The following is a 25406-nucleotide window of genomic DNA, read 5'->3' as shown; positions in this document are numbered from 1 at the left end:
ACCTGACCTCCGGCATCGATTGCGCGACCGCGGGCGCGGCGACCGCCGTCGCAGCCAGCGCGACGCCGCCTGCCTTCAAGAATTCACGACGTTTCATGCGTATCCCTCCTGTGTGCCGATACCTCGACAAGGGGAACGATCTTGATGCCGTCTTTCTTCGCCGATCGATCGACGTTCTGTGATGAATGTGTCCGGTGGCCCTCGACGGGCTCTTGTTGTGGAAATCCGAGTTTCCGGTTCCGCCGGTCAGGATGATCGTTTGCCGGAGGAAATCAAGCGCCTGCCTTCGTTGCAGGTGCGAAGGACAATCGGCGCTGTCGGTCTCATCCGATACCCGCCGCGATGGCTGCCGGCCCTGCCGCGATCTGCTACGCAGGGCGGGTGGGTTGATGGGAGTTCAAGGACATGGCCAACAAGAAAATCGTGGTTGCCGGCGCAACCGGCCTCGTGGGCAACGCCGCCTTGCGACACTTCGGCGCATCCGACGATTGCGAGCGCATTGCGCTGTCGCGCCGCAAGCCACGCGATCTCTATGGCGCGCGGCATGTGCGAATCGATCTCACCAGCGCGGAGGATTGCTGTCGCGCCGCGGCCGAGCTCGCCGGCGCAACGCACCTGATCTACGCCGCGCTCTATGAGGCGCCCAGCCTGGTTGATGGCTGGCGCGATGCCGGCCAGATCGAAACCAACGACCGGATGCTGCGCAATTTGATGGGCGTGCTCGAACCCGTCGCGCCCGATCTCAAGCATGTCGCGCTGCTGCAGGGCACCAAGGCCTATGGCGTGCATGTCCGGCCGCTCACGGTGCCGGCGCGCGAGGGCCGTTCCGAAATGTACGAGCAGCCGAATTTCTATTGGGCGCAGGAGAATTTCTTGCGCGAGCTGCAGCGGGGCAAGAGCTGGCACTGGAGCATCTTGCGCCCGGTCTTGATCATCGGCGAAGCCATGGGCGGCGCGATGGACCTGATCCCGCCGCTCGGCGTCTATGCGGCGGTGCTGCGCGCGCAGGGAAGGCCGCTGGATTATCCGGGCGGCGCGCCGCGCGTCGCGCAAGCGGTCGATGTCGATCTGCTGGCACGCGCGATCGCCTGGTCGGGTGACGCCGAGGCTGCGCGCAATGAAGCGTTCAACGTCACCAATGGCGACGTCTTCACCTGGCAAAATATCTGGCCGGCGGTCTCGGACGCGCTCGAGATGACGCCGGGCCGGCACGTGCCGCTGTCGCTGGCGCAGGAATATCCGAAATGGATCGCGCAGTGGGACGAATTGCGCAGGACGCACGATCTGATCGCGCCCGGGCTGGAGGAGTTCGTCGGCCTGTCCTTCCAATATGCCGATTACAGCATGCGCTACGGACAGACTGAAGCTGGTCCGCCGTCGATCGTCTCGACGGTGAAGATCAACCAGGCCGGCTTCACCGAGATGATGGATACGGAAGCCACGTTCCGGAAGTGGTTCAGGCTGGCGAAGGCGAGCCGGCTGCTGCCGTAGTATTGAGCCCCGCTCTGTCTTCTCCCTCTCCCCGTTCTTACGGGGAGAGGGTTGGGGTGAGGGGCCTCCATCCGGCGAGCACTTCGCCGCTTGTTGAGCATCGTGCCTCGCCCCTCACCCGGATCACACCGGACGATGCTTCGCATCGCCGGGGCGACCCGACCTCTCCCCGCAAAGGGCGGGGAGAGGTGAAGGACGTCCCGTCGTTCGAGCGTCAGCGCGAAAACGCCTGCTCCATCGCCTTGCGCGTCTTGATCGTATCGTTGCTCTCGTCGACCTCGACATCGCTCCAGCGCACGACAGCGCCATGGGCGACGTCGTTCTTCAGCTTCACCCGATGCGCAAGCCCGATCGGCAATGCGCCGGCGGCGAGGCTGGCGGCGGCCGGCATCAGCTTGCCCCACACGGTGTAGCCGCCTTCGCCGTCGAGCATCTCGCCGGCGCGCAGATTGCGCTTGGCCACCGCTGCGACGTCGCCGCGGAAGCCGCGCGGTTGCCCGGTCGGCTCGTTGCGCAGCGCTGCCGACAGCACGGAGATGTTCAGCTCGAGTCCGATCAGATGATACGGCTTGTACATCGCCGCATAGCGGCCGGAGGCGTCGGTCTTGAGGCCGTACTGCTTGAAGCAATCGGCGGCATAATCGTTGGGCGCCTCCAGCACCACATAGACGCCCCAGCGCAGATCGCGGAACACCGGACGGCCATCGCGCTCCAGCGACGACACCACTTCGACGATGCCGGATTTCTCCAGCACGCCGCCCTTGTCGCGCGGCCGCATCACATGCGGCAGGTCGTCGACGCCGCAGGGCGGAAACAGCAATCCCTCCGACGGCACGTCGAGGGTGCAGGCGTTGGCGATCGCCGCCATCTCGATCGCGGATTTGGTGCCGTCGAGGAAGGAGTTGAACATCTGCGGATTCATGCCGGCGGATTGCGCCTCGCCGGCGGTGAGCCCGTAATGCTGCCACACACCGTCCGGCGTGACGTCGTGATAGGCCGGCAGATACTTCGTGCCCTTGCCGGCGGCGACGACGCGGAAGCCTGTCGCTCGGGCCCAGTCGACCAGCTCGGCCGTCAGCGCCGGCTGGTCGCCATAGGCCAGCGAATAGACCACGCCGGCCTTGCGTGCCTCCTCGGCGAGCAGCGGCCCCGCCAGCACATCGGCCTCGACATTGACCATCACGACATGTTTGCCGGCGGCAATCGCCGCGCGGGCATGGCGGATGCCGACGGCGGGATTGCCGGTCGCTTCCACCACGACATCGAATGCGCCGCCGGCGATCGCACGCGCGCCGTCGTCGGTGAAGGTGGTGGCGCTGATCCGCGCGTCGTCCCAGCCGACCGTGCGGCACGCCTCGCGGGCCCGGTCACGGTCGAGATCGACGATCACGGGCACCTCAAGCCCCGGCGTGTGCGGCACCTGCGACAGGAACATCGAGCCGAATTTTCCGGCGCCGATCAGGACGACGCGCACCGGCTTGCCGGCGGCGGCGCGGGTTTTGAGGAGGTGATGCAGGTTCATGATGCTTTCCAAACAAAAGGGTCGTTCCGGGGCGCGTGAAACGCGAACCCGGAACCTCGAGATTCCCCGATGCGCAATTGCGCATCTGCGGTTCACGCTTCGCGTGCCCCGGAATGACGGTCGAAGACTTTACTCCGCCGCCTGCCGCGGTGCACGGGCGAGCCGCAGCAGCGCGTCGTCGGCAACCGTCTGGATCGGCCTGAAGTCGCGGTGCGCGATGTAGTCGGGCCGCGTCGGGGTGCGGATGTAGTTCGAGACCGCGTTCAGCGTCAGGTAGACGATCTTGCGCGGGTAGGGCGTGATGTTGCCGCTCGATCCGTGCACCAGATTGCCGTGGAACATCAGCATGCCGCCGGGCTTGCCGGTCGGCGCGACGATGCCGCCCTGCTTCACAAGGCGCGTCACCGTCTCCTCGTCCAGCGTCCACAGCGGGTAGGACGTGGTTTCGAGATCGTGCGAGGCTTTCAGATCGCCCGCGGTCTGACTCTGCGGCACCAGCATCAAGGGGCCGTTGATCGGCATCACCTCGTCGAGGAAGATCGCGATGTTCATCGCGCGCGGCTCCGGCATGCCGTCATCGCGCTTCCAGGTGCCGTAGTCCTGGTGCCACTGCCAGACGTCGCCGGTGAAGGCCGCCTTCGCGTTGATCTTGAACTGATGCATGTAGACCTTCTCGCCGAACAGCTGCTCGATCGGGTCGATCATGCGCGGATGCGCGCCGAGGGTGCCGAACGCCTCATTGTAGAGATGCGCGGCGAAGGCCGTGCGCGGCGCGCCGCTCTTCTCGCGCCACACCTCGGGGCGGTTGGCGTCATAGATCGAGACTGCTTCGCGCGCGAGGAAGTCGACCTCTTCCTGGCTGAACAGCTCGGGCAGGAACAGCCAGCCTTCGCGATGGAAAAATTCGACCTGCTCTTGGGTCAGTTTCATGGTGCTTTCCTCCTGTTGTTATTGTCATTCCGGGGCGATGCGTGAGCATCGAACCCGGAATCTCGAGGTTCCCCGATGCGCAATTGCGCATCTGTGGTTCGGTGCTCCGCACCGCCCCGGAACGACGGCGTGAACGTCACGCCGCCACGTCGATTGCCCTCAGCTTCTCCTCGGTCATCCGTCCTGCCGTCTGCGCATGCGCCAGCGCCGCGGCTTCTGCCGCTGCGGCATTGCCGGAAAAAACATGCGCGGCGATGGTCTCGTGCTCAGTCCAGGCGCTGCCGCGGTAATCGAGCTCGGCGAGCACGGTCGCCATCGAGCGGCGCATATGCGGCCATTGCGGCGCGATCATCTCCTCGATCGCGGAATTGCCGGCGAGGCGATAGATCGCGCTGTGGAAATCGACGTCGAGTGCGATCAGGCGCGCCAGCGGCGTGCCGTCGTCGATCGCGCGTCCGGCTTCGAGCGCGGCTTCGAATTGCGCGCGTGCCGCGGCATCTTCCTTTACACGCGTAGCGGCAAGCCGTGCCGCCAGCGCATCGATGGCGCCGCGGACTTCATAGAGTTCGCGGATGCGCTGCGGATCGAGCTGCGTCACCTCGAAGCCGCGTCTGCCGCTCTCCGCGACAAGCCCCTGGCGGTGCAACAGATGCAGCGCGTGCGAAATCGGCTGGCGCGAGACGCCAAGCCGATCGGCAAGTTCGTTCTGGGTGATGCGCTGGCCAGGCAGCAGCGTGCGGTCGATGATCGCTTCGAGCAGTCGCCCGTAAACCTGGTCGATGAGATTTGGAAGCGGGTCCAACGGGATCATACCGACCGTCCAGCTTGGAATACGGAATTCCGTGTTCGGAGATGAGGGTACTGCGGGTTGGAGGAGCGGTCAAGGCTCCGGTTTCCGACGAGGCGCATGTCCTGCGTCGCGCGGCCCCCCGGCCATAGGCGCGCATCGATAAGGCTCGATGCGCGCCAAGCTAAACGATTGATGATGCAGCCATTTTTACCTTGTCGCGCTGCGGCCGCCGTCCAGCGTCGTGATGGCCGGGCCGGCCGTCCGCGTTTTTCTTGATGTGGGACCAGAGACGAGGATGCCCTGGACAAGCCCGGGCCATGACGAGTTTGCGGAAATGCTACTTCGCCTTGCCGAGCTCCATCAGCGTCCGCGTCATCAGATAAAGTCGCGGCACGATCGAGTTGGTGTCGATGTATTCGTCGCGGGCGTGATAGCCCCAGCCGGCGAGGCCGAAGCTTTCGACCACGACCGCCTTGCCGCTGCGCGCGGCGTAGCCGGCGTCGGTCGCGCCGCCGGTCATTTCCGCGATGTCGAGCGTGCGCCCGAGCTCGATGTAGATCGCCTGTCCCTGCCTGGCGAGAGCGCGGCCGCGATCATCGGCGACGAACGGCGGACGGCCCGCGACGACCTTCACGGTCACCTCGGTGTCCGCGATCAGTCTGTTCTTCACCTTCTCGTCGAGCGCGGCCCGCAGCTTTTGCACGCCGTCCGGAATGGTGAGGCGGATGTCGGCGCCGGCGGTGGCATGATCGGGGATCTGGTTGCGCACGGTGCCGGCCTTCGCGGTGGTCCAGTTCAGCTGCGTGCCCGGAATCGATTTCGCGACGTCCTGGGTCTGCAGCAATTGATGCGCGAGCTCGATCAGCGCGTTGCGGCCGAGCTGCGGCGCCGCGCCGGCATGCGAGGCCTTGCCTTTCACATCGATCGTGCCGGTGGCGGTGCCGCTGGCGCCGAGCAGCAGGCTTTCATTTTTCGCGACCGGCGGCGCCACCGTCGGCTCGCAGGACAGCACCACGTCGTGCTGGTCGGCGAGCTCTGCGATGATCTCGCCGGAGCCGATCGAGCCGACCTCCTCATCCGGATTGAACGACACCGTGAGCTTGGCGTAATCGCGCCAGCCCGCATCGTTCAGGATCTTGAGCGCATGCAGGATGACGGCGATGCCGCCCTTGTCGTCGGCAATGCCGGGTCCATAGATCCTGGTGCCGTCGATCTTGTAAGGCTGGGTGTCGAGGATGCCGTGCTCGTACACCGTGTCCATATGCGCGATCAGCATCAGCTTCTTCGTGCCGGTGCCCTCAAAGCTGCCGATCACCATGTCGGCGCCGGCGCCCTTCGTGGTCTTGCGCCGCTCGGTCTTGGCGCCGAGCGCCTTCAGCCGTGCCTCGGTGTAGTCGGCCATCTTCTTCAGGCCTTCGACATCGCCGGAGCCCGACTCGATCAGCACCATGTCGTGCAGGCTCTCGATCACCGCCGGCTGGGCCTGCTCGGCGGCCGCACGCAGTTTCTCGTCTGCGGCGGCTAAGGCGGAGGAGGAGGCAAGGGCGAGCAGGCCGGCCGACGCGAGCAATTTGATGGATAGTTTCATGATTGTCCTCCCTGTGCAGGAAGACGCTAGCATTGCGACTTTGCTGCCTCCAGCTGTGTCAGCTGCGCTCAAGTACCTCGACATCGAAGGTCTCGATCTCCGAGGCGTCGGCGGTCGCATCGATCGCCGCGATCCGGTCGCCGGAGATCGTGACCCGCAGCACGACGCGCAGCGCGCCGCCGAAGATGACGGCAACGCCGATCGCGCCGTCGACCAGCGCGGGTTTCGCCGCCTGCGCGCGTCCCTTGAAGCTTTCGGCCACCGCTGCGGCGCCGCGGATGACCGGCAGCGAGCCGAGCCGCTGCGCGGCCTGATCGGCGCGCACCACGACGTCGGGCGCCAGCACGGCCAGCAGCCCTTCGAAGTCGCCGTTGCGGGAGGCGGCGAGGAAGGCCTCGACGATGCCGCGCTGCCGGCTGAGATCGGCATCCGGTGCGGGTGGCGTACCTTGCACGCGACGCCTGGCACGGCTGGCGAGCTGCCGCGCGGCGGCCGGCGTGCGCCCGACGATCGGCCCGATCTCCTCGAACGGCACCGCGAACATGTCGTGCAGCACGAAAGCCAGCCGCTCGGCCGGCGCCAGCGTTTCCAGCACCACGAGCAGCGCCGCGCCGACGGAATCGGCCATCTCGGTCTCGCGCTCGGACGGATTGTCCGCGATCGGCTCCGGCACATGTGGGCCGATCGGCTCCTCGCGGCGCGATTTGCGCGAGCGCAGCATGTCGAGGCAGATGCGCGCGATCACCGTGGTCAGCCAGCCCCCGAGATTGTCGACCGCAGCAGGGTCGGTGCGGCCGAGCCGCAGCCAGGTTTCCTGCACGGCGTCGTCGACCTCCGCCGTCGACCCCAGCATGCGGTAGGCCACTGCCCGCAGGCGCGGCCGGTTGGCCTCGAACTGTTCGGTGAGAGAATTTTTCTCGTCCATCGGTCACATTTCCTTTGTCCGCTCCGTCATGGCCATGACGAACGAAACTGCGCCGATGTGACAACAGATCGGCACGGCGCCGTCAAAAGGCAAATCAGGAGAATGACATGATGAAAGCCCGCATGAACCACCCGGTGATGGTTGTTCCCGAGGCCATGAAGGCGTTGCAGGCGCTGAGCGAGAGCACCAAACAGGCATTGCCGGAAAAGCTGCTGGAACTGGTGCATCTGCGCGCCAGCCAGATCAATGGCTGCAGCGTCTGCGTCGATATGCACCCAAAGCTCGCCCGGCGTGCCGGCGAGACCGACGAGCGGCTGTTCGCGGTCGGCGCCTGGCGCGACGCGCCGTATTTCACCGAGGCCGAGCGCGCCGCGCTGGCGCTGACCGAAGCGGTGACCCGGCTCAGCGACCGCGAGGATCCGGTGACGGACGCGGTGTGGGACGAGGCCGCGAAGCATTTTGACGAGCAGCAGCTTGCGTCGCTGGTGCTGGGTATCGCGGCGATCAACGTCTGGAACCGGCTCAACGTCGCGGTGCGCCAGCCGGTCGGCGCCTGGAAGGTGTGAGAGAGTAGCTTTCTTACTTCGCCTCTCCCCTTGTGGGAGAGGCCGCCACCGATGCGTCGCATCGGTGGCGGGTGAGGGGTCTGCCTCCGCGGAGAGAACCCCTCACCCGGCACGATGCCGCTGCGCGCCATCGCGCCACCCTCTCCCACAAGGGGAGAGGGTGCATCGCTTACGCGGAGAGAAACTCCAGCACGATCTCGCAGTAGCGCTGCGGGGCCTGCTCGAACATCGGATGGGTGGTGCCCGGGATCATCTCGGTGCGCGAACCCTTCACATTGGCGGCGAGGGCGTGCAGCACCTTCGGCAGCACGCCCTTGGTGTTGGCGCCGCCGATGAACAGCGTCGGCGTCTTGATCGCCTCCGCGTCCGCCTTCGAGAACGGCGGGCGCTGGTCGCGGGTCTGGCCGATCAGCGTGGTCGCATTGTCGCGCAGCAGCTGCTTGGAGGTTGCCGGAATCCGTTTCCACGCGCCGGGGCCTTCGAGCGCGTCCATGAAGATCTGCAAGCCGCCGTCGATATCGCCCTTGGCGATTTCCGCCGCACATGCCGCGAAGCGTGCTGCCAGCGGCGAGGGGCCCGGCTTGAAATCGGGATCGAGGGTCTCGTCGAGCTCGCCGCCCGGCTCGGCGAGGATCAGCTTGCGCAACAGGTCGGGCCGGCGCTGCGCGGCACGGAAGCAGATACGGCCGCCGCGGGAATGCCCCATCAGGTCGACCGGTCCGGTGTCGAAGGCCTCGATGAAACCGATCATATCGTCGACGTGCTGCGCGATCGAGTAGGTGTCGCCGATACCGTCCCAATGCGCCGGGAAGAAATGCCGCAGGCTGACCGCGATCACGCGATGCGCCCGCGTCAGCGGGCCGAGCACCGCCGACCAGATCCGGAAGTCGCACAGCGAGCCGTGCACGCAGATCAGCGGCGGGCCCTCTCCGACATCGAGATAGGGCATGTCGAAACCGTTGACGTGGAGGCTGTGCATTTTGGGCTCGCGGAGAGGCAGGAGATGTTGTTGATTTGGCCGAAGTTCCCACGGAATTCGGGTGGATAGCAACATTCTCCAAGCCTAGATTCCGGATCAACAGCAGACTCACGCGAGAGCTGAAGGGAACATCTGGAGCGAGCCATGATCGGCCAGCATTTTGCAATCTTCGAGACCATGATCGGCGCCTGCGGCGTCGTCTGGGGCGAGCACGGCGTTACCGGGGTGCAGCTGCCGATGGGCACCGAGGAGAAGACCCGTAAGCGGATCTTCCAGCGCAACGGCGAGGTCACCGAGGCGGCGCCGCCGGCCGAGGTGCAGCACGCGATCGACGGCATGATCGAGCTGCTCGCCGGCAAGCCGAACGACCTTGCCGACATTGTGCTCGATCTCGACGGCGTGCCGGAATTCAACCGCGGCGTCTACGACATCGCGCGGAAGATCCCGCCGGGCAAGACCGTAACCTATGGCGACATCGCCAAGCAGCTCGGCGGGGTCGAACTGTCCCGCGATGTCGGCCAGGCGCTCGGCCGCAACCCGTGCCCGATCGTGGTGCCTTGCCACCGCGTGCTTGCGGCGGGCAACAAGCCGGGCGGCTTCTCGGCCAATGGCGGCGTCGTCACCAAGCTGAAGATGCTGCAGATCGAAGGCGCGATCGTGAACCACACGCCGAGCTTGTTTGATTGAGGTGCGCGCGCTCTTATCCTCCCCTCCAGGGAGGATGGCAGAGTGCGACTATCGCGAGTTTGGCTCACGTCACACCGTTTCGCACACAAACCCGCTGCCCTTCCGCCTGATCTTGCCAATCGACGGCGAGGGGAAATGCGCGGGGCAGCACAGCGTGTCGGTGTCGCAATAACGCTCCAGGAAATCGCGCCGCGTCTTCGCGGCTTGCGCCTGGTCGACATCGAACTTCGCCGACAGCTCCGGATAATGCGTCTGGATCGGCGAGTGCATCAGATCGCCCGAAAAGACCGCAGCGTCCTTGCCGCGGCCGAAGGCGAAGGCGACGTGGCCCGGCGTGTGTCCGGGCGTCGGCAGGATGCGGGCGTGGTCGCCGATCGCAAAGTCATGGCCGACGATCTCGGCCCGCTTAGCCTCGACCACCGGCAGCACGCTGTCCACGAAAGGCGGGACCTCCGCCTTCGCGTTGCTCTCGGTCCAGTAGTCGAACTCGGCCTTGTCGAACACGTAGCGCGCATTTGGAAAGGTCGGAACCCAGCGGCCGTTCTCCAGCCGCGTGTTCCAGCCGACGTGATCGACATGCAGGTGCGTGCACATCACATAATCGATGTCACCGACGGAGAAGCCTGCCGATGCGAGGCCGCGCAGATAGGTCTCGTCGGTCTTCATGTTCCATTTCGGCCGCGCCGGCCGCGGCTTGTCGTTGCCGATGCAGCTGTCGATCAGGATGGTATGGTGCGGCGTCTTCACGACATAGGACTGGAACGCCAGGATCAAGGTGTCGCTGTCGTCGAGCGCACCCGCGGTTTTCATCCAGCCGCGGTTCTCGGCGAGCACGTCCGGCGTCAGTCCGGGCAGCATGTCGTGCGCGGGCAGGAATGTCGTCTCCTGCTCGACGATGCGATGAATGGTGAGATCGCCAGCGGCAAACTTCAGGCTCATGGTGATTCCTTGGCGTTGGCGTTTTCGAGCGAAGTGGAGTCCGGTTCGCGCGAAGAAAACGCGAAAAAAGTTTCTGGTGCGCGTCGCGCACGGCGGGAATGATGATGTTGGCAAGGATATCCATCGCCGCAAGGCCTTCCTTGGGTTCGCCGGGCTGCCGCCGCCATCATCACAAGGTCGAGATCGCGACAATGACGGCGAGATATTGTCCGGTCGTGGTTGAGCCCGGCCGGCGATGCACAAGACCTGCGCCGGGAGGTGAGAGGCGGGGAGGCATTCGCGCGTCACATGCTCCCCGCTGTTGCCGTGGTTACGCCGCCGGCGGCGCCGAGATCTTCACCGACGGCCGCTCCAGCATTTTCTGGTAGAAGGCATCGAGCTTGGGATAGGCCTTGCGCCAGCCGCAATCGGCGAAGCGGAAATCGGCATAGCCGAGCACGCAGACGAGGCCGATCTGCGCGATGTCGAACGACGAGCCATCGAGAACATCCGGCCGGTTCTCGAACCGCGCCATGCCGGCCCAGGCCCTGTTCCAGTGATCGTCATGCCAGGCCTGCCACAGCGAGCCCTGCGGCCGCACCATTTTCTCGTAGCGGCACAGCAGCATGGAATCGAGCATGCCGTTGAGCAGGGAGTGATCGGTCTTCAGCTTCCAGCGTCGTGGGCCGTAGCCCGGGATCAGCCGGCCGCCGCCGAGCTCGTTGAGATATTCGACGATGACGTAGGAATCCAGAATCACGTCGCCATGGTCGAGGATCAGCACCGGCAGTTTCTTCAGCGGCGAGATCTTGGAATATTCGTCGTTGGCCGTGCCGGGCGCGACGGTCACCGGCACCAGCTCGATCTTATCGATCAGGCCAAGCTCGATCGCCGCGATGCGCACCTTGCGGGCGAACGGGGAGGCGGGAGAGAAGGTGAGTTTCATCGAGAAGACCTCTGTCCGAGTACACCACCGTCATCCTGAGGAGCGCGCCATCGGCGCGCGTCTCGAAGGATGGGCAACGATCAATACTATCTCGTCACCCATCCGCCGGAATGACGGTGTGCTGGGCTCATCCTTCGAGACGCCGCTTCGCGGCTCCTCAGGATGACGATCCCGTAAACTACGCTCCAACGATTTCCTGGCGCTGCTCGCCGAGGCCCTCGATGCCGAGCGTCACGACGTCGCCGACATTGAGATATTGCGGCGGCTTCATGCCGGTGCCGACGCCGGGCGGGGTGCCGGTCGTGACGATGTCGCCGGGCAGCAGCGTCATGAACTGCGAGACGTAGGAGATGCACTTCGCCATCGTGAAGATCATGGTCGAGGTCGTGCCGGTCTGGCGGCGCTGACCGTTGACGTCGAGCCACATCGACAGCTTCTGCACGTCGGCGATTTCATCCTTGGTGGCGAGCCACGGGCCGACCGGGCCGAACGTGTCGTGCGACTTGCCCTTGGTCCACTGACCGAGGCGCTCGATCTGGAAGTTGCGCTCGGAGACGTCGTTGCAGATGCAGTAGCCGGCGACGTGGTCCAGCGCGTCGGCCTCCGAGACATATTTGGCGCGGGTGCCGATGATGGCGGCGATTTCGACTTCCCAGTCGAGCTTGGTCGAACCGCGCGGCTTCTCGACCGGATCGTTGGGACCCGACAGCGCGGTGTTGGCCTTCAGGAAGAAGATCGGCTCGGACGGGATCGGGTTGCCGGTTTCCTTGGCGTGGTCGGAATAGTTCAGGCCGATCGCGACGAATTTCGAGATGCCGGTGACGGGTGCACCGAAGCGCGGCTTGCCGGCGACGGCAGGGAGGGAGGCGGGATCGAGGGCAGCAAGCTTCTTCAGCGATTCCGGCGTGTAGGCGTCGCCGGTCAGGTCCTTCAGATGGGCCGAGAGGTCGCGGAGCTGGCCGGATTTGTCGATCAGACCGGGCTTTTCCGCACCCTTTTCGCCATAACGAACAAGCTTCATGTTGATCACTCCCTACGATGTCCTGAGGATTGTTACTGGTATACCTCGAAACGCTTCATGGAACAGCGCGCCGGGAAATTCAACCGCCCTGAGCGCGCTGCATTGCTGCCAAGCCTTATTTCAAGGCCATTTCGGTCCAATCAGCCCAGCGCGATAAACCTGAAGGCGTCGCCGTCGCGCCTGATGTGGCCGGCATTGAAATGCCCGCCGATCACCAGCGTGGGCGTATCGGCAAAGCGCGAGAACAATTCGTGCCGCGTGGCGGCCGATTGCTTCTGATCGGAGTCCGCGGTCGACGACCAGTCGAGGTGGTACATCTGGCAGGGATGATGCGCGACGTCGCCGGTCAAGAGGCCTTCCTCGCCGCCGGACCTGATGTGGATGCTCATATGGCCGGGGCTGTGTCCCGGCGTCGGGATCAGCGTGATCTCCTCGGTCAGCCGGTGGTCGCTCGGCACCAGTTCGGCCTTGCCGGCATCCGCGATCGGCTTCACGGAATCGGCGAACACGGCGGCATGCGCGGGATCGTCGCTGTGGTCGCGCCAGTGCTCGTACTCGGTCCTGCCGAACACGTAGCGCGCATCGGCGAAGGTCGGCACCCATTTGCCGCCGACGAGTTTGGTGTTCCAGCCGACATGGTCGACATGCAGATGCGTGCACAGCACGGTGTCGATGCTATCAGGCGCAAATCCGGCTGCGGTCAGCTTCTCCAGGAACGGATCGCTGCGGTTGTTCCAGGTCGGCACGTTGCGGCCCTGCTTGTCGTTGCCGAGCCCGGTGTCGACGATGATGCGGTGCTCCGGCGTCTCCACCAGCAGCGAATGGATCGACATTTTCAGCCGGCCCTCCTCATTGGCGAAATGCGGGATCAGCCAGGGCAGGCTCTGGATCTCCTCCCGGCCGGCCAGCGGCAGGATGAAGCGGGTGCTACCGACCGTCTCGAGCTCGACGACTTTGGTGATCCTGACCTTGCCAACGGTCCAGTGCATGCGGCGTGCCCTCTGTTTCTTGTTGCTCTTGCCGGACCATGCGGGTTTCCGCACGCCGGCGCAATGGATCAAGTCGGCGCCTCCCGCGTTACCGCCTCGTTGGACGAAGGAGTGTGCAATGCCGGAACTCGCAATCTCCCCTGAAAAGGTCGGCTTCTTGATCGAGAAGGCGCGCGAATTCGACGTCAAGGAGGGGCTCGTCGATCCCGATTCCGGCTCGAACGGCGTCGACGACGACATGATCGATGTGCTGGAGGATAACGGCAGGGACCCGGTGGCGCGCGAGATCACCGGCTTCATCGACGCGCTCAGCGAGGACGAGCAGGTCGACCTCATCGCCCTGATGCGGCTCGGCCGCGGCGACGGCACCATCGAGGAATGGGCCGATCTCCGCCGCGAGGCCGCGCGCGGACGCACCGGCCATGTCGCCAACTATCTGTTGGGCGAGCCGATGCTCGGCGATCTCCTGGCCGAAGGACTGGACGAGTTTGGCCTGGGGCCGAGCGACGAACGCATCACGCCGATCCACTAAGCAGCCGCATTGTTCACCTGACCTCTCCCCGCAAGCGCAGGGCAATCGCATATGGAATGAACCGATTCTTCCGCGCCGTCATGGTCGGCTTGTCCCGGCCATCCACGTCCTTTCTTCGCGTGGAAACGAAGATGTGGATGCCCGGGACAAGCCCGGGTATGACGAGTTTGTGGGAACTCCGATCGCCTCAAACGGCCATATTCGATTGCCCTACCGCGTGCGGGGAGAGGGGGAAGATTAACGCGCGCAGTCGACGATCACGGTGCCGATCTTGTCGCCCTTCTCGACGGCGAGATGGGCGTCGGCGGTCTCCGCCAGCGCGAATTGCCCGGCGATATTGTGCACGCGGGTACCCGACGTCAGCCATTTGGTGATGTCGGCCTGCGCGGCCGCGAGCAGCGGCGGCGGCAGCGCGAACAGCACCAGCGAGCGCACGGTGATGCATTTCTCCATCAATTCGCGCACCGGCAGCGTCGGGGTGCGGTTGCCATTGGTGGCGTACACCGTGATCGTTGAGTTCATCGCCATGATCTTCAGCGTGGTCGCGAGATTGCCGCCGAAATCGACGTCGATCACGCGGTCGACACCGCGGTTCTCGGTGAAAGCCATCACCTTCGAGACGACATCCTCGGTCCGGTAGTTGACGACGGTGTCCGCGCCGGCGAGCCGTGCCTCGACGTCCTTGACCTGCGAACTGACGGTCGCAATCACGCGCGCGCCGCCCCATTTTGCCAATTGCACGGCGTAGTGACCGACCGCGCCGGCGCCGCCGGTAACCAGCACCGTCTGCCCCGAGATCGGGCCGTCCGCAAACAGCGCGCACCACGCCGTCATGCAGGGGATGCCGAGCGTAGCACCTGCCGCGAACGACACGTGCTGCGGCAGCGGCGTCACCAGGTAATCGGCGAGCGTGATGTATTCGGCCGCGGTGCCGAAGGCGCGGCCGTTGCGCTGGCCGTTGAACAGCCAGACGCGGTCGCCGACGGCAAAGCGCGTGACGCCTTCACCGACCTGGTCGATGACCCCGGCACCGTCGCTGTTCGGGATCACGCGCGGGAATTCCATCGCGCGATAGTTGCCGCTGCGGCGGCCGACATCAGCCGGGTTGACGCCGGACGCCTCGAGGCGAACCCGGACTTCACCGGGACCAGCCTCGAGCGTCGGCATCTCGCCGACGGTAAGCACCGTCGGCGCCGCGCCGGTCCGTTCGTACCAGACAGCTCTCACAACGTACCTGGGAAAGCGCCGCCATCGAGCAGCAGGTTCTGCCCGGTGATGAAGCCGGCCTTGGCCCCGCACAGGAATGCGCAGGCATAGCCGAATTCGTCGGGATCGCCGAAGCGGCCGGCAGGGTTCAGCTTGGCACGCTCGGCCAGCACCTGCTCGGCCGAAATGCCGCGCTTCTCGGCCTCGGGCTTCGCGGTGCCGCGCAGGCGGTCGGTCTCGAACGGGCCCGGCAGCAGGCCGTTGATGGTGACGTTGTTGATCACGGTCTTGCGCGACAGGCCGGCGACGAAGCCGGTGAGGCCGGCGCGGGCGCCGTTGGACAGGCCGAGGATCTCGATCGGCGCCTTCACCGCGGCCGAGGTGATGTTGACGATGCGGCCGAACTTGCGCGCCATCATGCCGTCGACGGTCGCCTTGATCAGCTCGATCGGCGTCAGCATGTTGGCGTCGATCGCCTTGATCCAGTCGTCGCGGGTCCAGTTGCGGAAATCGCCCGGCGGCGGGCCGCCGGCATTGTTGATCAGGATGTCGGGCTCGGGGCAGGCCTTGAGCACGGCTTCGCGTCCCGCCGCCGTCGTGATGTCGCCGACGATCTCGGTGACGGTGACGCCGGGGTGCGCCTTGCGGATTTCGTCGGCGGTCTGCTTCAGCGCCTCGGCGCCGCGCGCCGTCAGGGTAACGTGCACCCCCTCATTGGCGAGCGCGATCGCGCAGGCGCGGCCCAGTCCCTTGCTCGATGCGCATACGATGGCGCGGCGGCCTTTGATTCCAAGATCCACGGTTCACTCCCTGTGATATCGGTCGGTTTGTAAAGGTTTGATGGCACCAGTCTCAGCCAAGCTCGGCGGCGCCGATAAGGGACGTGCAATGCATAAGTGCATGCCGGACAGGAACAGTGCGGTGGGCCGGCGGGCTAGATGCGTTGCTCGCGCCGCAGCCGCTCGATCGCCATGGTGGCTTCGGGCGGCAGCGACCGGAATCCGGCCTGTCCGGCCGCGGAGAACAACGGCCGCAATTGCGATCCGTTGAGGAATTGCGGCTGTCTGGCGAGCGGCACCAGCTGATCGAACACCAGCACCAGCGTGGTCACGACGAGACCGACCCTGATGGCGCCGAGCAGCGCGCCGCCAAGGCGGTCGCCGATCCCGATCTCCGCGCCGATGGTGTCGTCGAGCATTGTCCGCGCCATCTTTCCGAGGATGACGCCAATCAGGAGGAAGAGGCCGAACAGCAGCACGCCATTGGGCGGAAACGGCGACGACGGCAGCGTCGCGATGTGGGGCCCGATCATCGCCAGCGCGGCGACTGCAAGCGGCATGGCGACGAGATAGGCCAGGATGGTGACCGCGCTGCGCAGCAGGCCGGTCGTGAAGCCGGTCACCACTGCGAACATCAATCCGAGGATGACGGCAAGGTCGAAGAGATTCATGGATGAGGAATTCCTGCCCCAATCTCCTACTGTCCCCTGGTTGATCAAACCTGCCTACATCAGGGACAATTGTCGTTATCACTCGTCCGCTTCAATCCGGGAACCTGTCGATGTCCGACCTATTCGATGTCAGTAAAGAAATCATCCTCATCACCGGCGCCTCGCAGGGGCTCGGGCGGCAATTCGCCCGCGTGCTGGCGGCACATGGCGCCGCGGTGGTGCTGGCCGCGCGCCAGACCGCGAAGCTGAAAAGCCTCGAGGAGGAGATCAAGGCCAAGGGCGGCCGCGCTGCCGCGGTGCAGATGGACGTCGCGGATATTTCCGGCATCGCGAAAGCACTCGACGTCGCCGAAGCCGCGCTCGGTCCGGTCACGGTCCTGATCAACAATGCCGGCATTGCGATCGAGAAACTGTCGACCGAGCAAACCGAGGCGGATTGGGACGCCGTGATTGGCGCTAATCTGAAGGGCGCCTACTTCCTCGCCACCGAACTTGCACGGCGCATGATGGCGCGCAAGCGGCCGGGCAATATCATCAACGTCGCGTCCGTGCTCGGACAAGGCGTGCTCAAGGCGGTGTCGCCCTATGCGATCTCCAAGGCGGGCATGATCCAGGGCACCAAGGCAATGGCGCTGGAGCTTGCCGGCAACAACATCCGCGTCAACGCGCTGGCGCCGGGCTATATCGATACCGAGATGAACCATGATTTCTGGTCGACGCCGGCAGGCGAGCGGCTCGCAAAACGGATTCCACAGCGCCGGGTCGGTGCGGAATCCGATCTCGACGGCGCGATCATGCTGCTCGCCTCCAACGCCTCACGCTACATGACCGGGACGGTGGTGACGGTGGATGGCGGGTTCCTGTTGAATTGAGGGACCATCATTGCCGGGCTTGACCCGGCAATCCATCTCGCTTCACATCAGTGCGTAGCCCGGATGAAGCGCAGCGAAATCCGGGAGTATGCGTGAAGGTCCCGGATTGCGCTTCGCTTCATCCGGGCTACGATTCCAACGCATCAGGTCACGAGCACGGCCCGAGGCAGTCGGCGCGGTTTCTGGATAATAGAAGAATGCCGCTGATTTGCCCGACGAGTCAAGTCGCCGTGTCGAAGCCGGCAGCCCCCGGCTCCTTTGCATGGGGTTGTTTTCGATATTTTGGCAGTGCGGCCCTGCGCGACGGCAGCCTCATAGGGGGGGCAAAGGCGCTCTTGCGCCGTGGCCACCCCTACGCATTTGGTTACCCCGCCCGCATCTCCGCCCTGATCATGTCGGCGGCCTTCTCGCCGATCATGATGGTCGGTGCATTGGTGTTGCCGCCGATCAGGGTCGGCATGATCGAGGCGTCGACTACGCGCAGGCCTTCGAGCCCGTGCACGCGCAGCTTTGGGTCGACCACCGCAAGCGGATCGGTGGTACTACCCATCTTGCAGGTGCCGACCGGGTGATAGACGGTGTCGACGCGCTCGCGCAGGATGTTGCGGATGTCGTCGTCGGTGCGGACGTTGGATGTGAATACGTCCTTCTGCTGCAGGGCGCGCAGCGCCGGCGCCTCCATCAGCCGCCGTGTGGTCTTGTAGCCCGCGACCATCGATTCGAGATCGGCCCCCTCGCCGAGGAAGTTGGGGTCGATCAGCGGCGCCTGCATCGGGTCGCTGCCGGCCAGCGCGACGCTGCCGCGGCTCTTCGGCCGGAGCAGGCAGACATGGCAGGAGAAGCCGGTGCCGCCGTGGCGCTTGCGGCCGTGGTCGTCGACCATCGCCATGCCGAAATGCAGCTGGATGTCGGGGATGTCGAGATCGGGCCGCGTCTTCAGGAAGCCGCCGCATTCGGCGAAGTTCGAGGTGAGGGGGCCGCGGCGCTCGCGCCGATATTGCATGATGGCGCGGACGAGCCGCGGCATGCCCTTCAGCGAGATGCCGGCGAAGTTCGGATTGTCGGACATGTAGCCGAAGATGAAATCGGGATGGTCCTGCAGGTTTTGGCCGACGCCGGGCAGATGATGCACGCTGGCGAGGCCGTGCTTGCCGAGCGCTGCGGCATCGCCGACGCCCGACAGCATCAACAGCTGCGGCGACTGGAACGCGCCGGCGGCAAGCAGGACTTCGCGCCGCGCGCGGATTTGCTTCAGCTCCTTGCCCTGCCGGTATTCGACGCCGACCGCGCGCTTGCCCTCGAACAGGATGCGCGTCGCGTGCGCATTGGTCTCGACGCGAAGGTTGGGACGCCTGCCGATATGCGGATGTACATAGGCGCGTGCCGCGCTCCAGCGCTCGCCGTTGCGTTGCGTCACCTGGTAGATGCCGAGGCCCTCATGGTCCTCGGCATTGAAATCCTCGCGGATGCGGAATTGCGCCTCCTGCGCCGCCTGCAGGAAGGTCTGCTGGATCGGATTGCCGGAGCGCAGCTTGTTGACGGCAAGCGGGCCGCCCTTGCCGTGATACTCGCCGTCGAAATCGGAATTGTCTTCCGAGCGCTTGAAATAGGGCAGCACGTCGGCGAACGCCCAGCCAGCATTGCCGAGCGCGGCCCAGTGGTCGTAGTCGGCGCGATGGCCGCGAATGTAGACCATCGCGTTGATCGCCGAGGAGCCGCCGAGCCCCTTGCCGCGCGGCTGGTAGCCGATACGGCCGTTGAGGCCTTTCTGCGGCACCGTGTTGAAGGCCCAGTTGTTGACGGTGCCCGCGACCATCAGCACCAGCGCGCCGGGCGTGGTGACGACCCAATTGTCATTGGTGCCGCCGGCATCGAGCAGCGCCACCGACGTCGCCGGATCCTCCGACAGCCGCCCAGCCACCGCGCAGCCGCCGGAGCCTGCGCCTATCACGACGAAATCGAATGTGTCAGTCACGTTTCCCCCATTTCCTATTTGTCATTCCGGGGCGATGCGTCAGCATCGAACCCGGAATCTCGAGCTTCCCGATGCGCAATTGCGCATCTGTGGTTCGCTTCGCGCCCCGGAACGACAGCACTTCTACGACAACATCCGCATCAGCTTCTCCAGCCGCGCGACCTTCGCGCCATAGGGCGGATAGAGATCGGCAAGCCGGTTGAAGCGCGAGCGGTAGAACACCGGCTTGAACTTGGTCAGCGTCTTGAATCCCCACTCGCCGTGATAGGCGCCGGTGCCGGAGGCGCCAACGCCGCCCATCGGTTGATAGGTCTGCGCGAAGTGGAACAGGCAGTCATTGACGGTGACGCCGCCGGACACCGTGCGCGCCAGCACCGCATCGCGGGCGGCGCTGTCGGTGCCGAACCAGTATAGCGCCAGCGGGCGTTCGCGGCTGTTGACGAAGGCGATCGCCTCCGCCGCATCGCGCACGCCGATGACCGGCAACAGCGGCCCGAAGATCTCCTCCTGCATCACCATCATGTCCGGCGTCGCGCCGACGATCACGGTCGGAGGAAATTTGCGCCCCGCCTTCCACTCGCGGTCGTTCGGCGTTGCCGGCTGCATGATGGTCGCGCCCTTCGCAGCGGCGTCGGCGACCAGCCCCTCGAGCCGTGCATAGTGCCGATCCGAGACGATCGACGTGTAATCGGCGTTATCGGGATCGGTACCGAACATGTGCTGCATGTGGCCCTGCAGCCGCATCGCGAAGGGCTGCACCGCGGCCTGCGGCACCAGCACGTAATCGGGCGCGATGCAGGTCTGGCCGGCATTGAGCAGCTTGCCATAGGCGATGCGCTGCGCGGCTTCGTCGATGTCGGCGGAGCCGTCGACGATCACGGGCGACTTGCCGCCGAGCTCGAGCGTCACCGGCGTCAAATTGCGGCCACAGGCTTCGGCCACCAGCCGGCCGACCCGGGTCGAGCCGGTGAAGATCAGATGATCGAACGGCAGTGCGGCAAACGCCCTTGCGATTTCGTCGTCGATGTCGGTGACCGCGAGCTCGGTGACGTCGAATTTCTTGGCGATCGTCTCCACCAGCAGCTCGGCGAAGCGCGGCACCAGCTCGCTCGGCTTGATGATGGCGCGGTTGCCGGCCGCGATCGCGGCGACCGCGGGCGCCAGGGTCAGCTGCAGCGGATAATTCCACGGCGCGATGATGCCGACCACGCCGAGCGGGTGCGGCATCAGCCGGTTCTTGGCCGGCGCGAACTGGACCGTGGTCGGGACCTTCCGCGGCGCCATCCAGCCCTTGAGGTGCTTGGCCGCGTGCCTGATCTCCCCGAGCACCAGCATGGTCTCGGCGATCGCGGTCTCGACGGTGGAGCGGTGGCCGAAATCGGCCGAGATCGCCGCCTCGAATCGCGCCTCATTCTCGGTCAGCGCGGCGCGCAGGCGGTGCAGCCGATCGAGCCGTGCCTGCAATGTCGGCGCCGGCTCGCTGCGCGACAGCTCGAACTGGCGATGAAAGGCCTCCTCAAGCGCATGCAGCCCCGGGCTCTTCAATGGCCGGTCCATGGCATTTCCCCCTCGGATGACGTTTTCTTGACTGATTTGTTGCGCGCCAAGCTCCGCTTTTGCGCGCGGTCTGGCAAGGCCCGGTTCCCGGCGGTAAATCCTGCCGGGACAGCCGGCGATTTCGACGTCACAAAATCCTCAAAAACCCGCATCCGGGGCTTTCCAAACCGGGCTCACGTTGATACATACGCCCCGCACCCGATGGCCTCGGCCCGGGTCGCCTTCTCAGGAAGCCCCCGGACGGATCGATCGGCGCCGTTGAAAAGCGTTGGCCGGCCGGCTCAGGCACCCTTTCTGCAAGGCACGCAACGGTTTAACGCGGGGTGGAGCAGCCCGGTAGCTCGTCAGGCTCATAACCTGAAGGTCATAGGTTCAAATCCTATCCCCGCAACCAAGTTGGTCAAAAGCCCCAGCAATCTCAAGGGTTTGCTGGCGCTTCGTTTTCCGGTGAGATCGAGCGTAACAGTCTCAATGACTTAGCTCGTAGGTTCAAATCACCCGCAACCATCCGATGACGAGCTAAAGCGCGGAGCCCTCTCACCTCGACTGTTTCGTCGAGTGTGGTGCGTCCTGAACCAACCTGAGTCCGCAGCCGTGTCGATGACGCACGCCGTTACATGTGAGTTGCGATGCGTCGTCTCGCTGGTCAGCAATTCTCATCCAGTGCGTATTGCTCGGCAGACATCAACACGACCGCGCGCAGGCGATAGCCTTTGCAGTCACCTGCTGCGGGGTCTGCGGTCGAAAATCTGCTGAATTTCCACCAGGCCGTCAAAACTTGCGCGGGCCCTTCGCCGATTCAATGCTCCTTGAAATCTCTGGCCGCAAGAACCGCATTTGCGGCCTCGACGAAGCCGTCGCCGCCTGGTCCCGCGGCAATCCAGGCGGGCGCCACCGGAATCTCCGCAAGATAGTCTCGCACTGTGCTGACGCCGATCGTGTGGCGGAAGAAGGCGAACATGGGAGCGTCATTGATCGAGTTCGCCGCAATACAGGATCACGTCCCGGCCGGTCTCGATGTCGATGCCGTAGTTCTCCGCCATCACGCGTCGCGTCATGGCAAGCTTGTCGTAGTCTCCAAGCCAACCCAGGATCCAGAGATTGTTGATCGTCGTTCTGGCGCCGGCGGCGCGAAGCGCCGCGACAATAGCTCCGTTCGCGTCCGCGTCAGCCGAGCGCGCAAAGGCGATGGTGGTGAGGCGGAAGGCCTGGTCGTCCGCCCATTGCGCAGATGGTACACGAGCCCGAACCTGATCGGCTATCTCCAAGAGACGATCGTGGACGTTTTCACGATCGGCGTCGCCGTGCCAGTAGCGCCTTGCCAAGCCGTGCTCGCCGTCGCGCCGGAAAAACAGGCCGCCATTTTCCCCGATCACTCCGTCGACAGGCCACATACGTGCCATCTGATCACACCAGCCCGCCGGTGCTGCGGTCACCGGGATGACGTGAATCCCGGCACCCTGCAATCGCTCAAGCGCATCATAGGTGCGAGCAGACATCCGACCTTTGTAGGTCAGAGTCTCGTCCATGTCGGTCAAGACGAAGCGGATGCCCGCAAATGTCGATCGAGATGCTGCTGCCAGATTTTCCATGACGCCACGTTTATCAAATAGGCGCTGGTCGGTGTTGTCGGTGTCCAGAGGTGTCTTTGGATCGCGCAAACGTCATTTCGCCACTGTCACCGGCCATGAAGCAGACCGCACGATGCGATCTGCCCGGCCTTTGCTCGCCAACACCTGCGGGACAACGCGGCCGCTTATGTGGAGACAAGCGAACGCTCGTCGGCCTTAGCTTGCGCTAGTTGCTCGGGTGCCTTGAACCTCGCCAGGACGGTCTCGGCCGCCTCTCCCGCCAAATCCGAGATAAACTTGCCGATCTGCTCTCGAGTCTGGATACCAAGCAGTGGCTGTGGCTCCGAGAGAAAATCGAAGAACGCGCTTCCAATCCTTGCGTTGACGGCAGCGGCCGGGAATAGCAGCTCGGCATGCGTTGCATACTTTTTGTCACCGAGGAACAGTCGGGTAACTTCCGTAGCGGCCTCGGCGCGATGCTCCCAATGCGAATTGAATTGGTCCTGCAGCCATTCGTAGGTGATCTTGCCCGTGTGCTCCCTGAGCGCCCTTATCAGCAGCACGGATTGAACGACCGCATTCTGCGCTCCCTGACCGCCGATCGGATCGAAGGAAACTGCGGTATCGCCGATCGCGGCAACAGGGTGTCCGTTTTTCGTGCGGGCAACGGCACGCCGAACGGTCGGAGTGACTGCGCCGAGGAACCATGAGTGCGGGTCCTCATGCAGGGGCTCGAGCTGCTCGACCAACGCCAGATCTTCCGGGAAGTATGTCGCGAACAGCTTCACCACGGCGTCGCGCGCGCTCTGGGTATCGGTCGCGGATTTGAACAGCTCGATCCACGGACTGCCTGGCTTGGCGAAGCCGATGAAGGCTCGTGTGGCGCCGGCATCCTTGTGCAGATAGGGGCCGAAAAAGGTCTCGCCGAAATCAGCGTGGATGGTGAACCAGTTGTGCCTGGCGCCGTCCGAACTGCGATAGGCGAACTGATGATCGGCGCGATCCGGTCCCTTGAACGTCGCAAGCAGCAGATGCCGCTGCGGCTCCGCGTAGACAGTGCGACCCGGGTCAGCCGGGAACAGCGAGGACAGGCCGCCTTTTCCAGTCGCAACGAGGGTGAGATCGACCTCCGCGGCAATTGCATCGAGATCTTCTGTCGTGACCGTACGCACGACGAATTTGCCGCCTCGCGCGAGGAAGCGACCCAGCCGATCGTCGGCGCGCAGCCGCGTATCGACAGCTTGCGCCCGATAGTTGAACGGACGGTCGAACTCGATGATCGGAGTTCGGGCTTCGCCGGTGCCGGAGAATATCCGAACGCTCATCCCGGTGCTGGTCCCGACATCGTAGAGGTTCTCGATAATCTCGGCATCGTATTCCAGGGATTTGCCGAAGTAGACGGCGGTTCCGGTCGGAGGCACATCGTTGCGTAGCGACGCGCGGTCTCGATCGCTGTATATGGTGACGTCAAACCCGGCGTTGACGAGGCCAAGCCCGGCCGTCGTCCCGGCGAGACCTGCTCCGACAATGGCGACTTTTCGTTTGGTGTTGGACACGTGGCTCTCCTGAAGAAATTGCTTATGCCAAGAAGCGAGGCCCGGGCATGCACCGTCTCAACGGGCTAAACTGCAGAGCGCGCGATTTTCTAACGGGTGTGCTGCCCAGCCCGACGAACGCCGGCACTCCATGCATATGGAAGGGCCTCGCCATTCAATTCATGGGCGCCGATTGCGCGAAGCTTGAAGATTGCGGGATTGTGGGAGGCGACGGTGCGTGCGTTGCGCCAGTGCCGATCGATCGCGAGCTTATCGGAACTCAGAGAGGCTCCGCCGACCTCGAAAAGAGCGGTCACGGCGTCGAGAACCAGCTTGATGGCGACCACCTGGGCCTCGGCTGCCGCGAGCTCGGAGGCGTCGAGCTGCTGAGGGTCCTGGTGGCGACCGTCAAGGGTCCGCGCGAGCTCGTCGACCGCGGCGAGGACGGTCGCTCGCGCGCCAAATGCCGCGCTGAACAGCTGCCCGATGACCTGCTGCACAAGGGGATCATTCCGTGGCAGGTCGGCGACAGCGTGGGAAAAGGTGCGGGTTCGCGCCTTGATCCATTCGGTCGTATCGATGGCGGCGCGTTTTGCAATTCCTGCGAGGGTCGCGAGCAGGATCAACTGAACGTGGGCGGTTCCGAAGACGCGGCCTTCCGATCCATAGCCCGGGCCGACAATGCGGTCCGGAAGAACCGCGACGTCCCTGAACTCGGCTGTGCCGCTCGCCGTTAGTCTCTGGCCGAATCCGTCCCAGTCGTCCTGAACGTCGACGCCGGGCTGGTTGGCGTCGACAAGAACCGTGACCCGTTTGCCGTCCTGGTCAGCCGCCACGATCAGATGATCGGCATAGAGGGTGCCGGTCGTATAGTATTTTGTGCCATTGAGCCGGAGCGCGGCTCCCTCCGACGTCACGGCGGTTTGATAGCGATCGACCGCGCCAATGCCAGGTTCAGTCACCGCGACGCCGAACAGCGCGCCGTTTGCGATTGTCGTGAGCCACCGCGCTTTGACGGTCTGATCCGTGTTGAGCCGCAAGTCCTCGACCAGGTTGAAGTGAGCTCTCAACGCCTGAGGCAGGTTGGAATCCGCGGCTGCAAGCCCGATCAGCAGGTCGAAGGTCTGACGAAGCGTTGCGCCAAGTCCCCCGAACTCAACTGGTACGCGCAAGGACCCAAAGCCTGCCTCCTTCAACAGTCTGATTTCGTCGAATGGCAGTGTGCGGTTTCGTTCGCGCGCGACCGCCCCCGCCGCGATCTTCGCGAAGATCGGTGCAAACCGTGTTTCCAGCTCGTTGTCGCTCGTCGTGGGGTTCGCAACGTGAATGGTCATCGTTCCGCTTCAGCTCGTTCTG

At 64.7% G+C, this 25406-nt stretch carries 26 protein-coding genes and 1 tRNA gene (1 of these 27 cut by a window edge); 7 read left to right on the top strand and 20 right to left on the bottom strand.

What is annotated here, in order from left to right; all coding sequences use genetic code 11:
• Nucleotides 1-97, bottom strand: partial view of a TRAP transporter substrate-binding protein gene (locus tag ACSKB9_RS19740; protein ID WP_438075122.1) — the beginning only. 992 nt of this gene lie to the left of the window's left edge; only the first 97 of its 1089 coding nucleotides appear in the window; the start codon lies at nucleotides 95-97; the stop codon falls past the left edge of the window.
• Between the two features lie 308 nt (nucleotides 98-405).
• Between ACSKB9_RS19740 and ACSKB9_RS19735 the strand changes: the two genes are divergently transcribed.
• On the top strand, nucleotides 406-1491 hold the full coding sequence (locus ACSKB9_RS19735; protein WP_438075120.1) for an NAD-dependent epimerase/dehydratase family protein: 1086 nt from the start codon (nucleotides 406-408) through the stop codon (nucleotides 1489-1491).
• 214 nt (nucleotides 1492-1705) lie between these two features.
• Here the strand turns inward: ACSKB9_RS19735 and ACSKB9_RS19730 are convergent, their stop codons facing one another.
• The 5 genes from ACSKB9_RS19730 to ACSKB9_RS19710 form a co-directional block, all read right to left on the bottom strand.
• Nucleotides 1706-3013, bottom strand: coding sequence for an NAD(P)H-dependent oxidoreductase (locus ACSKB9_RS19730; protein WP_438075118.1), 1308 nt, complete (start codon nucleotides 3011-3013; stop codon nucleotides 1706-1708).
• 129 nt (nucleotides 3014-3142) lie between these two features.
• Nucleotides 3143-3943 carry a phytanoyl-CoA dioxygenase family protein gene (locus ACSKB9_RS19725; protein ID WP_092080650.1) on the bottom strand — a complete coding sequence of 267 codons (801 nt, stop codon included), beginning with the start codon at nucleotides 3941-3943 and terminating at the stop codon, nucleotides 3143-3145.
• A 136-nt stretch (nucleotides 3944-4079) separates the two neighbouring features.
• A complete protein-coding gene (locus ACSKB9_RS19720; RefSeq protein WP_438075116.1) occupies nucleotides 4080-4754 on the bottom strand; it encodes a GntR family transcriptional regulator in 675 nt (224 codons plus the stop codon).
• Nucleotides 4755-5070: 316 nt separating this feature from the next.
• Nucleotides 5071-6321, bottom strand: a complete 1251-nt coding sequence (locus tag ACSKB9_RS19715) for a M20/M25/M40 family metallo-hydrolase (RefSeq protein ID WP_438075114.1) — start codon at nucleotides 6319-6321, stop codon at nucleotides 5071-5073.
• Between the two features lie 58 nt (nucleotides 6322-6379).
• Nucleotides 6380-7246, bottom strand: coding sequence for a sigma-70 family RNA polymerase sigma factor (locus ACSKB9_RS19710; RefSeq protein WP_438075112.1), 867 nt, complete (start codon nucleotides 7244-7246; stop codon nucleotides 6380-6382).
• A 110-nt stretch (nucleotides 7247-7356) separates the two neighbouring features.
• On the opposite strand from ACSKB9_RS19710, the gene ACSKB9_RS19705 reads away from it, so the two are divergent.
• A complete protein-coding gene (locus tag ACSKB9_RS19705) occupies nucleotides 7357-7812 on the top strand; it encodes a carboxymuconolactone decarboxylase family protein (RefSeq protein ID WP_225645392.1) in 456 nt (151 codons plus the stop codon).
• A gap of 169 nt (nucleotides 7813-7981) precedes the next feature.
• Here the strand turns inward: ACSKB9_RS19705 and ACSKB9_RS19700 are convergent, their stop codons facing one another.
• Complete coding sequence (locus ACSKB9_RS19700; RefSeq protein WP_438075110.1) at nucleotides 7982-8791, bottom strand: alpha/beta fold hydrolase; 810 nt, start codon at nucleotides 8789-8791, stop codon at nucleotides 7982-7984.
• 144 nt (nucleotides 8792-8935) lie between these two features.
• On the opposite strand from ACSKB9_RS19700, the gene ACSKB9_RS19695 reads away from it, so the two are divergent.
• A complete protein-coding gene (locus tag ACSKB9_RS19695; RefSeq protein ID WP_438075108.1) occupies nucleotides 8936-9478 on the top strand; it encodes a methylated-DNA--[protein]-cysteine S-methyltransferase in 543 nt (180 codons plus the stop codon).
• 69 nt (nucleotides 9479-9547) lie between these two features.
• Here ACSKB9_RS19695 and ACSKB9_RS19690 read toward each other — a convergent pair whose 3' ends face one another.
• Nucleotides 9548-10417 (bottom strand): MBL fold metallo-hydrolase, encoded by an 870-nt coding sequence (locus ACSKB9_RS19690; protein ID WP_438075106.1) that lies wholly within the window; start codon nucleotides 10415-10417, stop codon nucleotides 9548-9550.
• Here ACSKB9_RS19690 and ACSKB9_RS19685 point away from each other — a divergent pair.
• On the top strand, nucleotides 10416-10640 hold the full coding sequence (locus ACSKB9_RS19685) for a hypothetical protein (protein ID WP_438075104.1): 225 nt from the start codon (nucleotides 10416-10418) through the stop codon (nucleotides 10638-10640). The genes ACSKB9_RS19690 and ACSKB9_RS19685 overlap by 2 nt on opposite strands.
• 87 nt (nucleotides 10641-10727) lie before the next feature.
• Here the strand turns inward: ACSKB9_RS19685 and ACSKB9_RS19680 are convergent, their stop codons facing one another.
• From ACSKB9_RS19680 to ACSKB9_RS19670, 3 genes are all read right to left on the bottom strand, one after another.
• Nucleotides 10728-11342 carry a glutathione S-transferase family protein gene (locus ACSKB9_RS19680; protein ID WP_438075102.1) on the bottom strand — a complete coding sequence of 205 codons (615 nt, stop codon included), beginning with the start codon at nucleotides 11340-11342 and terminating at the stop codon, nucleotides 10728-10730.
• Nucleotides 11343-11520: 178 nt separating this feature from the next.
• A complete protein-coding gene (locus ACSKB9_RS19675; protein ID WP_438075100.1) occupies nucleotides 11521-12363 on the bottom strand; it encodes a fumarylacetoacetate hydrolase family protein in 843 nt (280 codons plus the stop codon).
• Between the two features lie 140 nt (nucleotides 12364-12503).
• Nucleotides 12504-13352, bottom strand: a complete 849-nt coding sequence (locus ACSKB9_RS19670) for an MBL fold metallo-hydrolase (protein ID WP_438075098.1) — start codon at nucleotides 13350-13352, stop codon at nucleotides 12504-12506.
• 118 nt (nucleotides 13353-13470) lie between these two features.
• Between ACSKB9_RS19670 and ACSKB9_RS19665 the strand changes: the two genes are divergently transcribed.
• A complete protein-coding gene (locus tag ACSKB9_RS19665; RefSeq protein ID WP_438075096.1) occupies nucleotides 13471-13884 on the top strand; it encodes a DUF3775 domain-containing protein in 414 nt (137 codons plus the stop codon).
• Nucleotides 13885-14121: 237 nt separating this feature from the next.
• Here ACSKB9_RS19665 and ACSKB9_RS19660 read toward each other — a convergent pair whose 3' ends face one another.
• From ACSKB9_RS19660 to ACSKB9_RS19650, 3 genes are all read right to left on the bottom strand, one after another.
• Nucleotides 14122-15111, bottom strand: coding sequence for an NADPH:quinone reductase (locus ACSKB9_RS19660; protein WP_438075094.1), 990 nt, complete (start codon nucleotides 15109-15111; stop codon nucleotides 14122-14124).
• Complete coding sequence (locus ACSKB9_RS19655) at nucleotides 15108-15890, bottom strand: SDR family oxidoreductase (protein WP_057017840.1); 783 nt, start codon at nucleotides 15888-15890, stop codon at nucleotides 15108-15110. Before ACSKB9_RS19655 ends, ACSKB9_RS19660 begins: the two co-directional genes overlap by 4 nt.
• Before the next feature lie 134 nt (nucleotides 15891-16024).
• A complete protein-coding gene (locus ACSKB9_RS19650; protein WP_438075092.1) occupies nucleotides 16025-16540 on the bottom strand; it encodes a CvpA family protein in 516 nt (171 codons plus the stop codon).
• 110 nt (nucleotides 16541-16650) lie between these two features.
• Between ACSKB9_RS19650 and ACSKB9_RS19645 the strand changes: the two genes are divergently transcribed.
• Nucleotides 16651-17412 (top strand): SDR family NAD(P)-dependent oxidoreductase, encoded by a 762-nt coding sequence (locus tag ACSKB9_RS19645; RefSeq protein WP_438075090.1) that lies wholly within the window; start codon nucleotides 16651-16653, stop codon nucleotides 17410-17412.
• Nucleotides 17413-17776: 364 nt separating this feature from the next.
• On the opposite strand, the gene ACSKB9_RS19640 is transcribed toward ACSKB9_RS19645, so the two are convergent.
• Nucleotides 17777-19387, bottom strand: coding sequence for a GMC family oxidoreductase (locus ACSKB9_RS19640; RefSeq protein ID WP_438075088.1), 1611 nt, complete (start codon nucleotides 19385-19387; stop codon nucleotides 17777-17779).
• Between the two features lie 123 nt (nucleotides 19388-19510).
• Nucleotides 19511-20944 carry a coniferyl aldehyde dehydrogenase gene (locus tag ACSKB9_RS19635; protein WP_438075086.1) on the bottom strand — a complete coding sequence of 478 codons (1434 nt, stop codon included), beginning with the start codon at nucleotides 20942-20944 and terminating at the stop codon, nucleotides 19511-19513.
• A 317-nt stretch (nucleotides 20945-21261) separates the two neighbouring features.
• Between ACSKB9_RS19635 and ACSKB9_RS19630 the strand changes: the two genes are divergently transcribed.
• A tRNA-Met gene (locus ACSKB9_RS19630) sits at nucleotides 21262-21338 on the top strand.
• Nucleotides 21339-21743: 405 nt separating this feature from the next.
• On the opposite strand, the gene ACSKB9_RS19625 is transcribed toward ACSKB9_RS19630, so the two are convergent.
• The 4 genes from ACSKB9_RS19625 to ACSKB9_RS19610 all read right to left on the bottom strand — a co-directional run bounded on the left by ACSKB9_RS19625 (nucleotide 21744) and on the right by ACSKB9_RS19610 (nucleotide 25384).
• Nucleotides 21744-21905, bottom strand: a complete 162-nt coding sequence (locus ACSKB9_RS19625; protein WP_438075084.1) for a hypothetical protein — start codon at nucleotides 21903-21905, stop codon at nucleotides 21744-21746.
• A gap of 7 nt (nucleotides 21906-21912) precedes the next feature.
• Entirely contained in the window at nucleotides 21913-22605 is a 693-nt protein-coding gene (locus ACSKB9_RS19620) for an HAD family hydrolase (protein WP_438075082.1), read from the bottom strand.
• Nucleotides 22606-22700: 95 nt separating this feature from the next.
• On the bottom strand, nucleotides 22701-24071 hold the full coding sequence (locus ACSKB9_RS19615; protein WP_438075080.1) for a styrene monooxygenase/indole monooxygenase family protein: 1371 nt from the start codon (nucleotides 24069-24071) through the stop codon (nucleotides 22701-22703).
• Nucleotides 24072-24160: 89 nt separating this feature from the next.
• Nucleotides 24161-25384: an acyl-CoA dehydrogenase family protein gene (locus tag ACSKB9_RS19610; RefSeq protein WP_438075078.1), complete on the bottom strand. Its 1224-nt coding sequence runs from the start codon at nucleotides 25382-25384 to the stop codon at nucleotides 24161-24163.
• Between the last annotated feature and the right edge of the window lie 22 nt (nucleotides 25385-25406).

The sequence above is a fragment of the Bradyrhizobium sp. BR 1433 genome (genome assembly GCF_051547665.1).
Lineage (GTDB): Bacteria > Pseudomonadota > Alphaproteobacteria > Rhizobiales > Xanthobacteraceae > Bradyrhizobium > Bradyrhizobium australafricanum.
Note: the sequence above shows the minus strand (reverse complement) of the source record. Positions and strands in the feature narration are given on the sequence as shown.